At 31.2% G+C, this 12,957-nt stretch carries 13 protein-coding genes and 1 pseudogene; 11 read left to right on the top strand and 3 right to left on the bottom strand.

Going from position 1 to position 12,957, the window contains the following annotated elements; translation table 11 throughout:
- Positions 1–18 precede the first annotated feature (18 nt).
- The 11 genes from QZV12_RS10485 to QZV12_RS10440 all read left to right on the top strand — a co-directional run bounded on the left by QZV12_RS10485 (position 19) and on the right by QZV12_RS10440 (position 9,707).
- Positions 19–933, top strand: a complete 915-nt coding sequence (locus tag QZV12_RS10485) for a hypothetical protein (RefSeq protein ID WP_295621391.1) — start codon at positions 19–21, stop codon at positions 931–933.
- 393 nt (positions 934–1,326) lie between these two features.
- Complete coding sequence (locus QZV12_RS13730; protein WP_366925562.1) at positions 1,327–1,494, top strand: hypothetical protein; 168 nt, start codon at positions 1,327–1,329, stop codon at positions 1,492–1,494.
- Positions 1,484–1,807, top strand: coding sequence for a protein kinase (locus QZV12_RS10480; RefSeq protein WP_295621388.1), 324 nt, complete (start codon positions 1,484–1,486; stop codon positions 1,805–1,807). Before QZV12_RS13730 ends, QZV12_RS10480 begins: the two co-directional genes overlap by 11 nt.
- A complete protein-coding gene (locus QZV12_RS10475) occupies positions 1,807–2,553 on the top strand; it encodes a hypothetical protein (protein WP_295621385.1) in 747 nt (248 codons plus the stop codon). The genes QZV12_RS10480 and QZV12_RS10475 overlap by 1 nt, the downstream gene beginning before the upstream one ends.
- A gap of 120 nt (positions 2,554–2,673) precedes the next feature.
- Positions 2,674–3,873, top strand: a complete 1,200-nt coding sequence (locus QZV12_RS10470; protein ID WP_295621382.1) for an Hsp70 family protein — start codon at positions 2,674–2,676, stop codon at positions 3,871–3,873.
- Positions 3,839–4,285, top strand: coding sequence for a hypothetical protein (locus tag QZV12_RS10465; RefSeq protein ID WP_295621379.1), 447 nt, complete (start codon positions 3,839–3,841; stop codon positions 4,283–4,285). Before QZV12_RS10470 ends, QZV12_RS10465 begins: the two co-directional genes overlap by 35 nt.
- An 84-nt stretch (positions 4,286–4,369) precedes the next feature.
- Entirely contained in the window at positions 4,370–4,876 is a 507-nt protein-coding gene (locus QZV12_RS10460) for a hypothetical protein (protein ID WP_295621376.1), read from the top strand.
- Positions 4,877–5,431: 555 nt separating this feature from the next.
- The gene (locus QZV12_RS10455; protein ID WP_295621373.1) at positions 5,432–5,692 is read left to right on the top strand and encodes a DUF4062 domain-containing protein; all 261 of its coding nucleotides are present in this window, start codon (positions 5,432–5,434) and stop codon (positions 5,690–5,692) included.
- A gap of 63 nt (positions 5,693–5,755) precedes the next feature.
- A complete protein-coding gene (locus QZV12_RS10450) occupies positions 5,756–6,211 on the top strand; it encodes a hypothetical protein (RefSeq protein WP_295621370.1) in 456 nt (151 codons plus the stop codon).
- 5 nt (positions 6,212–6,216) lie between these two features.
- Entirely contained in the window at positions 6,217–9,426 is a 3,210-nt protein-coding gene (locus QZV12_RS10445; RefSeq protein ID WP_295621367.1) for a hypothetical protein, read from the top strand.
- A 38-nt stretch (positions 9,427–9,464) separates the two neighbouring features.
- Positions 9,465–9,707, top strand: coding sequence for a hypothetical protein (locus QZV12_RS10440; protein WP_295621364.1), 243 nt, complete (start codon positions 9,465–9,467; stop codon positions 9,705–9,707).
- A gap of 245 nt (positions 9,708–9,952) precedes the next feature.
- On the opposite strand, the gene QZV12_RS13725 is transcribed toward QZV12_RS10440, so the two are convergent.
- The 3 genes and pseudogenes from QZV12_RS13725 to QZV12_RS10430 form a co-directional block, all read right to left on the bottom strand.
- The gene (locus QZV12_RS13725; RefSeq protein ID WP_366925563.1) at positions 9,953–10,315 is read right to left on the bottom strand and encodes a hypothetical protein; all 363 of its coding nucleotides are present in this window, start codon (positions 10,313–10,315) and stop codon (positions 9,953–9,955) included.
- Positions 10,310–10,720, bottom strand: a pseudogene (locus QZV12_RS13720) (right-handed parallel beta-helix repeat-containing protein); the annotation flags it as partial. The pseudogene QZV12_RS13720 and the gene QZV12_RS13725, both read right to left, overlap by 6 nt.
- Positions 10,721–10,751: 31 nt before the next feature.
- A complete protein-coding gene (locus tag QZV12_RS10430; RefSeq protein ID WP_295621360.1) occupies positions 10,752–12,677 on the bottom strand; it encodes a pectate lyase-like adhesive domain-containing protein in 1,926 nt (641 codons plus the stop codon).
- Positions 12,678–12,957 lie beyond the last annotated feature (280 nt).

The raw sequence follows: 12,957 nt of genomic DNA, 5'->3' as shown, positions 1-12,957 counted from the left end.
ATATATTTTTTTCAGGATATGGAAAATTTTGGAGTCAGCTCTTCCCATATTACTAAAGAAATCCAAGACCCACAACTATTGGAAATAGATAAAATCTATGGTGCTGCAAGTGGCTTAAGTGCACAAAATGCTAAAAAATACCATAATACCCTTTTATATTTATCTATTGTTGGAGGTTTACTCGCTCTCACATTTCTTATATATGATGAATTTGACTTTCATGGAACAATATTTATTTGTGGATTACTGTTAATTGCAATCTATCTTATACATAGAAAGGCAAATACCATGGAATATCATAAAAAGTACCTTGAATATAGAGTATTAGCAGAGGCGCTTCGTCTCCAATTCTACATTTCAAGTGCTGGAATTAAGGAAGATGTAATCAATTTATTGCCATGGTCAATCAAAAGGAGTATTCCATGGATTACTGATTTATTATTGACTTTACCTGTAGACTATTACAATGAAAAGGTATCAATATTGGATCTTTGGATAATTGACCAAAGACTATATCACGAATCTGCCCTTGTAAGAACAGAAAAACAAAATCGCAGAAATGAGTATATCACAAAAGGAGTGTTATACATACCCATTTTCATTTATATTGTAGCAATACTTTTTGATCTTGCAATTTTCTTCAATCTTATTGGAGGCGTGGATTTCACTAATATTTATCTATTATTAAAGATAGCAATAGGATTAATGTCTGTTGTCACAATAGTTGTAGAAAGCTATTACGGTAAATTGTCATTATTTAATAAAATCAACGACCATAAAAGAATGATTGAATTATATGAAATGGATGAAATGGAAATATCCGCACATGGAGAAACTGAAGAGATAATTATGAATTTGGCAAGGGAATTCATTAATGAAAACAGCACATGGTATGCTTATCAAAGCAATAATAAACCTGGGCTTGTAATTTAAATTTTAAAGCCCTTTAATTATTTTTTAATTACAGCAAACATAATTTAAATTTTGAATCTTAAAAGATATCTTAATTTTTGGTGGTACTTTGAATTTTGAAAAGGTTAAAGAGATAGTTGAAGAATTTTTCAATGGTCAATATGAGGTCATTAAGTTTTTATGTGAATGATCTTACGCTCAAGTTTACCTTGTAAAACACAATTACCTAAATGACAAAAGGGCTATGAAAATAATCAAAGAACCACTAAAAAACACTAAAAATATCGAACCCATATTTCACGAAGTGAGAATAGCATCACAATTGCGTCAAGAAAATATCATCAGTATATATATGATGCAGGAATTATATGGGATTTTGCTTATTTTATACTTGAGTACATTCCAGGCGGAGATTTGGAAAACTTTGGAAATTCATATGTCAATCAACATGAGCCAATTCCAATCCATATTTGTTTGAATATAATAAAACAGATATTGTTAGGATTGAATACGCTCCACTCATCAAAGCCGACAATAATTCATAGGGACTTGAAGACAAAAAAACATTCTTATGAATTATAATGATGATGAAGACATCATCATCAAAATCTCTGACTTTGGCTTTGCAAGGGAATTGAGTTCAAAATCAGAAGACTTTGAAGTAGGTGGAACAAAGCCATATATGGCACCGGAATGCTTTAAGGGAATCTTTTCTACTGAAAGTGATGTCTATGCAGTGGGAGTGATATTTTACTTGCTTTTAACAGCTTCATTCCCATATAAGATTGATGAATATGAGGTTGAAGACATTGTGGAAGGAAGGCCATGGAACAAAATCCTAAAGCTGCCAAGCCTTTTTGATGAAAACATTCCAAGTTCATTGACAAGATTGTAATGAAATCCATACAAAAAGACCCTGAAAAAAGATACAAGGATGCAAATGAATTTATATATGATTTGGAAATTGCAATTGACACTTTTAAGGAGTATGCATATTATCAAGATTATTTGAGTGATAAAAGGGAATCAAAAGAGGAGCAAAAATACTATTACGATTATATATTGAATGACAATATTTTAGAAGCATTCAGATTGGCTAAAATGGAAGATGGATTGGATGAAGCCAGTTCCATTCTTGAAAAGGAAGTTTTAAAGGATTATGAAATAAGAAAAACTTATGCCAAGACCCTTAGGTTATGGAAAGGAGATTATCCTGATGCCAAATTGATTTCAGAAGCATTTACAGTTACACTAAAGGAAGAAAATTACAAATTGGCTATTGACTTGTTAAACGAAGCCTTTGCATATAATCCAATATTGAAGGAAAGCTATGGTCATTTTATCAATTTATGTGATTTATTTATAGATTTGGAAAAAGATAAGGATTTAAAGGGATCAATCGAAGCTTTGGATAAACTAATGGAAAGAGATGATAGGATAAATGAAATTTATAAGGATTCAATAGATATCTTAAGGACTTGTGATAAAAATACCATACTTGAGGAAAGCATTGCTTTGTCAAAAAAGAATAAATTGGTAGATTCTTCTAAGCTATTGGAGTTTTTAGTGGTATCTGATGATGATATTAGAAAGGATTATGCTTATAAATTATCATTATACAAACAGGACGTGAGAATGTAACTTATCAAAAATTTATATTTCTACATTATTAAATTGTAAAAATTTACATTTATTCAAAATAAATCATTAAAATTATATTTATTCAAATATTAAATCGTTAAATTAGGGAAAGTGATTTTTATGAATGAAACAAGACGAAACACAGTTGATTTTGCTATTGACTTAGGAACAAGCGATTCAATAATAGCTTGCTTTAATGGTCAAGAGCCTGAAATCATTAGAAATCACTTGACAGGTGAAGACCATACTCCATCTGCTGTATTTATAGATGATTCCGGTGAAATTCATGTGGGAAAAATGGCAAAGGATGCTGTAATCAATGATCCATCAAATGCTGTAAGTGAATTCAAGCTTAACATGGGCTTTCCCATTCCATTTCATTTTGAAAAATCTGATATAATGATGTATCCAGAACAGCTCTCATCAGAGCTATTAAAGGATTTGAAAAAATCCATTTATGAAGAGACAAAGATGAACATTAAAGAGATTGTCATAACTGTTCCTGCAAATTCAAACCCATTGAAGACAAGAGCAACTAAAGAAGCAGCAGAGCTTGCTGGATTTGAATCAGTTTACCTTATTTTAGAGCCTGTTGCTGCAGCTATCGCCTATGGATTAAGGGCAAAAAAGCAGGATAATGGCATTTGGATGGTTTATGACTTAGGTGGAGGTACATTTGATGTGTCTTTGGTTAAGGCAAATGGCCATGAGATAGAAAAGCTTGCAACAAGCGGAGAAGACAATTTAGGAGGAAAGCTGTTTGACTGGAAGATTGTTGATGACTATTTCACACCAAAGATAATGGAGGACTTAAATCTTTCTGATTTTAGAAGAGACAATCCAAAATACCTTAAGGCATTTTCAATACTTAAAAATGAAGCAGAGAAAGCCAAAATAGCATTATCTGACATTGAGGAATATGAAGTGACTATTGAAAACCTGTTTGATTCCTATGACTTTAAATGCAGCTTAAGCAAAAATAATTTGATTGATGTAATGAAGCCATTTTTAAAAACCACATATAATCATTGCTATGAAATATTGGAAGAGAGCTATTTATCTATCGAAGATGTGGAAAGGATTATTTTGGTGGGAGGATCTACTCTAAGCTCTGTATTAAGGGATACTTTAAGAAATGAATTCAACAGACCATTGGAATATGGCATAAACCCATTGACAGTTATTGCAGAGGGAGCTTCCATTTATGCAGGAACAATAGAAAAACAGTTCATTGAGCCTCAAAACCATAAGTTTGCATTGATTTTAGATTATGAAAGAATCGGATTTGAAGACAATATATATAGAAGGAAAGGTATTTAGCCTTGAGAGCAAATTTTCATTTTTAGACTATTCAATTGAAGCAGTAAATGCCAAAAGCAATGAAACAGTTAAAAAACAGGAATTGGATATTGACGGCAACTTTAAGTTGAGTTTGGAAGTCAATGATGATTATAATGAATTTTTAATCAATGTTTTTGATGAAAATCACAATTTAGTGGAAATAGATGAAAATTCCACCAATTCAATAAGCTATAAAAGGGCAATTAATCCAGGATGCAATATTCTTCCATCTTCCATTAACCTTTATTTAGATGAAGACTCTTCATTGACCTTAAAGAATAATGATGAATCAATTGATTTGGAATCTCAAATTGAATTTGTAAAGGATTATTCCAGAAAATTCAACTCTTCACATGTGATTGCCTTTAAGGGAGAAAAGATTCCAATATAGAGAAAAGAAATTGCCATTACAAGAGAATCCATTGAAAATGGAAATGAAAACAGCTTTATTAAATTATCATTTTATTCAGGAGAATTGATTTTAGCCAATTACAATACATTTTTAGGTGAAATACTCATTGATGGTGATGACATCATTGATGATTTGCCTAAAGGCTCTGAAATTGAATTAAATATTAGTATAGATGAGTCTAATCTAATTGATTTTGAAGTATTTATTCCTTATTTAAGGCAAAGCTTTACCAATTCATTCAGCTTTAACAATTACAGCAACTATAATAATTTTCTTGACAATTATGACAATTTAAGGGCAAAATATGATGAAATCATTGAAAGATACAATAAAATAAGGGATTTCACATTAAATGAAAATAATCCTAATGATAGTTTAGAGAGGGTTTTTGAAAACATACAAGAGATTGAGGATAGGGAAACCATCAGTTATCTTGATGTTTTAATTGATATGGCTAAGTATGATAAAATAGCTGTTTATCCTTCTTTAGAATATTTGAACTATTTGAATGATGTTTTAGATGAATGCAAGTTCTTCTTCAGTCTTGCCAATGTTAATATCGATTTTTAATTTACCATTTAGTTCTTTCTATTTTTTATATTCTTTTTTATTTTCATATTTAATTTTTAGAAAATAAATAAATTCAACCTATTTTTTCAATTCTTAATTATTTTCACTTAATTTTTAGAAAATAAATAAATTCAATCCATTTTTTCAATTCTTAATTATTTTCACTTAATTTTTAGAAAATAAATAAATTCAATCCATTTTTTCAATTCTTATTTATTTTCACTTAATTTTTAGAAAATAAAAAAATTTTTAGAAAATAAAAAAATTCAATCCATTTTTTCAATTCTTATTTATTTTCACTTAATTTTTAGAAAATAAAAAAATTCAATCCATTTTTTCAATTCTTTTTTAAAATTCACAATTACTTGTTTTAAATAAATAATTTGATTTATTCCACTTTTATTGTTTAAAAAATAAATATTAATAACAATTTTGCTTTTAGAAAACGAATATTTCTAAAATATTCTAAAATATATAAACATTTAATATCAATATTAACTAAAATATTAATCATATAATAATTTTTTATTAATAATTTAATTCTTTGGTGAAAATATGAAATGGGAAGAGGCAATTGTATTCATCAGCAGTACTTTTAACGACATGCATGCGGAAAGGGATTATCTTATTAAGGAAGTTTTCCCTGAACTGACAGAATGGTGTGAAGAAAGACATATCCGATTGACCGATATAGACTTGAGATGGGGTGTGACAGAGGAAGAATCTGAAAGCAATAGAACCATTGAAACATGTCTTCGCCACATTGACAAAAGCCGTCCATTTTTCTTATGTTTTTTAGGTCAGCGTAGAGGTTAGGTTCCTAATTTCCAAGAGAAAATCACAGATGATACCAGGAAAAGATATACTGACATTGATACATTGGAAGGAAGATCTGCAACTGAAATGGAAATCGAGCATGCATTGCTTAAGCCTATTCATTTATTTTTAGAGAATAAAGGTAAGGATTATGATTGCCCTCCTACAAAACATTCCATTTTCTTCTTTAGAGATGATTCATATATTGGAGAGATTACCGATGCTCAAAGATTGATATATACTAATGAATCTGAAGTGGATGAAGAAAAGATAAAACTTGCTGATGAAGAATTAGCAAAAACCAAAGAAAAAATCAGAGAAAGAAAGGTTTTGGAAGATGGAAAATCTGATGATGATGAAACAAAGGTAAATGTATTGATTACTGATTATAAGGGACATTGGGATAAGGACCTAAAACTTCCTGAATTAAATCCTGTAGTTACCGAAGATGGTGTGCGCTACAACAACGGTGAAAATCAAGGAAGACTGAAGACTTTGAATGTGAAGGAAAATCACTGAAGGAAGTGATCATTGAACAGCTTAAGGAACAGATCACCATTGCATTTCCTAACAATATACCTGACCCTGATGAAAAAGAACTTGAAAAGGACCTTAATCAACAGGAAATATTCTGTTTCCTAAACAGTGAAGGTTTCATTCCAAGACCTAAATATACCAAAAAATTAGAAGAGTATATAGGAGGTTCCTATGACAATAAGCTCTGTCTGGTAACTGCCAATGCAGGATATGGTAAAACAATGCTCCTTGCTAAATTTGCCACTGATTTTTATGAAAAATATCCTAATAAAAAATTATACAAAAGGTTCTGCGGAGCCTCAGATTTAAGTTCAAACATTTATTCCCTATGGAAATCCATCATTGATGAGGCAGGAATATCCTCACAAGAGAACTTCTATCCAAAAAATCTGGATGAATTGAAAAGAAACATCACAGATATATTGGAGGCAATAGGGGAAAAAGGCGAATCAGTTATTATCATTGATGCCGTAAATCAGATGAATGATGGAATAAACATGCTTAAATGGATAGGAGATATTCGTGAAAATGTCAAACTGATTGCATCAATAAAGAAAGATAAGGCAAATGAGAGGTTCAATTCTATTCTAGAACAAATAAAGAAAAGGGATAATGTCTCTACATTTGAGATAATGGAACTGGATGATGAAGGTAAAAGGAATCTAATCAAAGAATACCTTAAGAGTTACCTGAAAGGTTTGGATGATGAACAGATAGATATCATATGTGATTTTGAAGGTTCCAAAAATCCACTATTCCTAAATATTCTCCTTGCTGAGATAAGAGTATTCGGTTCATTTACCCAATTGAAGGAAAAGATAGAACAATTTGGGGATTCCCCCGTATCTGCATTCAAGCATGTTTTAGACAGATTGGAAGAGGATGAACAAAATGTGAAAGGAGAAAATATAGTCCCATTGCTCTTCTCCCTACTTGCAAATGCACGTGTTGGATTGTCAGAAGAGGAAATCATAGGCATTATCGAAAGCAAGACAAGCCTTTCAAATAAGGAAATTCAAGATGATATAAGATTGAATCTAAGACAGGTAAGGCCTTTCATGTCAAGAAAGGAAGGTCGTCATGACTTTTTCTACGAAAGCTTTGAAATTGCTGCAAAGGAAAAGTATGCTGATGATAAGACCAGCTCAAATAGGCTTATGGCTGATTACTTTATGAAAAAGGCAGATCCAAATGGAAACTATTCATTTAATGTTTTAGAGGAATCTGAAGATTTAGACGAACTTAGCCAATCTGAAATCAGTGAAAAACTAAGGCCATTGAATGAACTTCCTTACCATATCAATCAATCTGGAGATAATGAAGAATTATCCAAGGTTTTAAGTTCATATTCATTTATAGAGAACAAATTGAAATTGTCAGACATATATAATCTGGTATTGGACTATCAATTCTCTAAGGACCATGAATTCAATGAAAAGGAAGACCATCCAATCATATTAATTGGAAGGGCACTTGAATTGTCTGCACCTATCCTTGAAGACAAGAAGGAGCAATTGGCTCCTCAGTTATGGGGCAGAATGAATGAAATTGAAAATGATGCAATCAAGTCAATGCTTGATGAATTGGATTCAAAATCAGAGGGCAATTGTCTAAAATCCAAAAAAACTGCATTATACTCTCCAAAAAGTTCTATCATCAAAAGAATCAAGCCGGAAGGTAAGAAATCCTCAAATGCCATTTCTATTTTAGATGACAAAAGGATTATCTTGGCAAATGAGGATGGTGTGATAGACATTTTTGATATCGATGCAAATGATTTGGATACCTTTAAGGAAGAGGATTACAAAATCATCAAGATAATCCTAAATGATGAGGACAAATCAATGCTTGCAGCATATTCAAATGGAATTATCAAGGAGTGGGATATTGACAATAGGATAGTGTCTAAGGAATATCCTAAAATCGATGCAGAGATTACTGACATTTACCTATCCAAGACTTACAATAAGATTTATGCATCTTCCCACAGCGGAATCTTCACCATTGATTTGGATACAAATGAACTGAGGAAAGAGGATATTGAACACAAGAACTATAATCAGATCTTGGTTCCAAGAAGAAACGAGGCAATTCTTGTTTGTGATGAGAAGGAAGTTGACGGCGGGGATGTCTATGAAATGAGAAAGGCACACAACAGACAGCATCAACAAAATCCGGAAGGGGAAGAAAGTGGTACACAATTGGATTTATCAGAGGAAATAAGATTTATGGGCCTTAACAAAAGGTTCCTTACCTTGATTTCTGAAAACGGACAGATGAAGTTCTGGAACACCCTTAAAAACTCAGGTGGTGGAGAAAGCATTGATGAAGCACAAGTATGCAGTCCACATGACAAGTTTGCTCAAGCTATAACCTTAGAAGATGAAGACCAAATCATTACAATCTCAGATATGGGAGTATTGAGAGTTTGGGACATTCCAAGGCCAAGACAGCCTAAGTTTGAAATTGTAAAGATAAATGAAACAGAAATTCCAATGGATATTCAAACAGGTATCAAGTCACCTACAGCGATTGACTATTATTCAGATGAAAATGACAGATGGGTTATTGTAGGAAATGAAAACAATGACATCAGTGTAATTGACTTGAATAAGAAAGTTGAAGCAAATGAGGAAACCAAACATAGCGAATCTGTTTTGTCAATCAAGATTGACGGAAATCATATGATTACAGCTTCTGACAATGGTGAAATATTCACTTGGGATTTGGATAAGGAGGAATGCATCAATCAATTTGCTAATGACTTTAGGGTTAATTCCATTTCATATAATAGCAACAGTAGCCAATTGGCCTTTGCTGGGGTTAAGACCGAAAAAGATGGTAGAAAAACTTATAAACTTGCAACATGCAATGCAGATAATCTGTGGAATCATATAGATAAAGAAGAGGATAAGGTCATTGAATTAGAAGTGGATGATACAATAAATTCCAATCCGATAATTGATATAGCTCAAACCAGTTCAGGAATAGTCTTCCTTGAAGAGAAAAAGCTGTCTATAGATGGAATTGAACGAAATTTTGATAAATCTGCAAGAACATTAGCCACTAAATTCGACTCAAATATCGCTTATGTTGGATTTGAAGATGGAAACATAGGAGAATATCCTAATGGAAACAGATTTGACTCTAAACCAACAGTTCAGTTACTAAAATCAAAGTTAGTGGAGATAGGGTAGTTGCAGGATATGAAGATGGATCAATTGAGATATTCGATTTGAATGGAAACAATTTATTCAACTTCAAGGCACATGAAAAAGAGATTACAAATATTTATTTAGAAGATTCAAGATTAATCAGCCTTAGTGAAGACAACACAATCAAATTCTGGGAAAATGATGAATGCAAATACACTTACTTCATGGACATTTTTGCAACTTCAATAAATCTTAAGGACAATAAACTTGCGGTTGGAGACACTTTAGGAAACGTAAGATTCTTTGAATTTAATAATTTATAAAATGATGGGAAATTGGGCTTTTTTGATAAAATCAAAAATATTTTAGAATCCGAAAAAATATAGATTTATGATAAATCCTAAATTCTTGATGAATCTTTTGTGGATAATGAAAATCAAAGTTTTTTCAAATGAAAGCAATATAACTTCCAATTTTATCTATTAAAAAATCTATATTAATCTCATAAAGCAATTTGTCTATAGGAATTTTTTTCACTATTTATTATAAAATTTAAAAAAAGAATATCTTAAAATGTCTGATTATCATTGCTTAAATCCATCATTTTATGAAAATCTTCGAATTCACATTCATTAAGTGATATTTCATCTTTATTTATAATAATCAGTTCATCCCTATTTTCAAATTGGCATCTAAACAAGTCCATTTTACCTTCAATATTGTAAATGTCTGTTGCTGCTTTGGATTCATTGTTGTTGAAATTGGTATTGGAAATATTCATCAATCCACTTTCCCTATTGACAATTGATCCTCCTTTCATTTCAGAGTTGTTTTCATTGAAGTTGCAGTTACTTATAACCCAATTTCCATGATAGTTGTCAATAGCTCCCCCATTTCTTGCTGAATTCTTAGAGAAACTGCAATTTTCCAATCTGGAACTTCCATAGAATGAGGATATTGCTCCACCACACTTTCCCCAAATTACTCTGTTATGTTTAAAATCACAGCCATTAAGATTGATTTCTCCCTTATCGTTGTATAGGGCACCGCCACTATGTATTGAGAGATTTTCATTGAATCTAGAATTTTCCAAGTATAAGTCACTTTCCTTATTGTAGATTCCTGCACCCTGTGATTCATTGTTTTCAAAGGTACAATTTGATATGGTGTAGTTAGAATTGCTTAAATTGTATATGGATGCTCCTTCTTCAGCCTGATTTTTGCTAAAGTAACTGTCCTCTATTCTAAATGACTCTCCTGCATTGAAGACTGCCCCTCCTTTGAAACATTTATTCTCTTCAAAGTTTGAATTGCTTATAAATAGCTCTCCATTTTCATTATATACTGCACCCCTCTAATTAGTCTCATTAATGGTCTTGCTCGTTGATATTTGCATTTTCATTATATACTGCACCCCCTCTAAGCTTTACAAAAAATTCCTCCTCAACATAATTGTTTTTAAATCCACAGGAACCTATCTTTACTTTTCCATTTTCATTATAGATAGCCCCTCCACTTTCTTTAGAGTAATTGCATTCGAACTCACAGTTTTCAAGGACCAAATCTCCTTTTTCATTGAATATGGCTCCTGAATTTCCATTATGTGCAATGTTGTTTTTAAATTCTGAGTCCATGATTGTCAATTCATCACCATTGCTTTTAATGGCTCCTGATGATTGCCTTGAGGCATTATTCAAGAATTTACAATTGATTATCTTTAGGGAGATATCGTGAAGAAGGCAAATTGCACCACCTCCACGGCTCTCATTATCAAGCTTGTCCTTGAAGTATTTACCATTCTTAAATATTATATTCTTCAATGTGATATTTCTTGATGTGATATAGAATATTCTTGAAAACTCGCATGCATCAATTACATGTCCATTTCCATTGATTTTTAGATTATCTTTGCTTATTTCGATTCCACCTTCAAAGAAATCCTTTTCTCCCTCATGCAATATGATATCAAACTCTAAGTTAATCTCTTCATTTTCATTGATTAAATCTTCAAGATGACTAAAGCTTTTAATATTTTCAGGCAATTTTTGCTTAATATGTTTCAATTGGGAATCCGGCCCATTTTCAATCAAGTCTTCAAGATTATCTTCTGTTTTTAAAATATTATTGTTGTATAGGATTCCTGACGATGGATTTAAAAATTTGTCCTTTTGACTTTCAAAGACCCCATTTTCATTAAAAATCACATAATTGTCCTTAAAATTATATCTATTGTGTTTGGAAATGCAGTATCCTTCTGTTAAATGGATTAGTTTCAATGATTCACAATCAAAGGTATTGTTTTCAATATTAGATACTGAATCCTCATTTCCTTTCAGTCTGATTGTAAATCTGCTATTGTTTTCCTCTAAAAACTCACATTCCCTGATGTGTAAGTATGAATCACTGAAAATTGTTTCTGAATTGTTTCTGAATTTGGTATTGATTAACGTAACATCGGATTCTGTAGTGGCAATTGCCTTAAAGTTTTCTTTAAACAGGCAATCTTCAATCTTTAATTTGGATTCACGAGCATGTAATCCTCCACTTTGCCCATTATTTAGGAAATGAGAATTGGTCAATGTCAAATCACATAGGTCACAGGCCATTTGATTATAGTTATCATTGGAATTTATGAATCTTGAATGGTTTATGCTAACAGTGCTTGTATTGTATATATAGATGCTTCCACCATGTTGGGCTTGATTATCTTTAAAAATACTGTTTACAATGTTTACAATCTTTTGAGCATATATCACTCCACCATGGAACTCAGTATAGTTTGATTCAAATTCACAATCAATTATTTCCACCTTGCCCCTGCTGGAAATAGCTCCCCCTCCTTTTGCAGCAGAATTGTTTCTAAAAATAGAATTTTCTATCAATACAGATCCACGATTTTCAATACTCCCCCCATCCCACTGTGTGGAGTTATTTTCAAATATGCAATTGTAAATACTTAAGTCTTGAGAACTGTTTTGAATTGCTCCTCCAGACATATATTGTACTTGAGCATCCTTAAAAACAATATTTCTTAATGTTATGTTATTTCCACTGATTTCAAAAATTCTGACTTTTCCTCTCCCATCAATCCTATGTCCATTTCCATCGATTGTTATATTGTCCCCACTGATTTCGATTCCCTTTATGAAATCATCTAATTCATTATCCTCCAGAATAATATCTCTGTTTAAACTTATTTCCTTTTCATTTTGAATTAGATTAGACAAATATCTAAAACTGCTTTCATTCACTTGTGATTTAAGGAAGGATTTAATTTTTTTAAAGAGGCTCATCTTCAACACCTAATAATAGATATTAAATTACTTGTTAAAATGTTTTTATATGATATTTTGTATAATTTTTTCATATTTGCCTAAGGATATGTATGTTTAGTATTTACTTTTTTCAATATTTCCCAATGAGTTTCATAATTTTAAAGATTTAACTATTTAAAATAAATTGTAAATCAAAAACTATTAAAATTAATATGACTACATTCAATTAAAATAATACTTTTCTTAACCATTTTTAAGGGATAAATTAATTCATTTATACAATTTAAATACTTTTTAA

Origin of the sequence: uncultured Methanobrevibacter sp., from assembly GCF_902769175.1 — an archaeon.
Lineage (GTDB): Archaea > Methanobacteriota > Methanobacteria > Methanobacteriales > Methanobacteriaceae > Methanobrevibacter.
The sequence above is the reverse complement of the archived record's forward strand: the minus strand, read 5'-3'. Positions and strand labels throughout refer to the sequence as shown.

What these genes read in the sequence shown, in the direction of transcription:
- QZV12_RS10485 (WP_295621391.1), top strand. Translation starts at nt 19, where the DNA reads ATGGAAAATTTTGGAGTCAGCTCTTCCCATATTACTAAAGAAATCCAA.
- QZV12_RS10430 (WP_295621360.1), bottom strand. Translation starts at nt 12,677, where the DNA reads ATGAGCCTCTTTAAAAAAATTAAATCCTTCCTTAAATCACAAGTGAAT.
- QZV12_RS10470 (WP_295621382.1), top strand. Translation starts at nt 2,674, where the DNA reads ATGAATGAAACAAGACGAAACACAGTTGATTTTGCTATTGACTTAGGA.
- QZV12_RS10455 (WP_295621373.1), top strand. Translation starts at nt 5,432, where the DNA reads ATGAAATGGGAAGAGGCAATTGTATTCATCAGCAGTACTTTTAACGAC.
- QZV12_RS10475 (WP_295621385.1), top strand. Translation starts at nt 1,807, where the DNA reads ATGAAATCCATACAAAAAGACCCTGAAAAAAGATACAAGGATGCAAAT.
- QZV12_RS10480 (WP_295621388.1), top strand. Translation starts at nt 1,484, where the DNA reads ATGAATTATAATGATGATGAAGACATCATCATCAAAATCTCTGACTTT.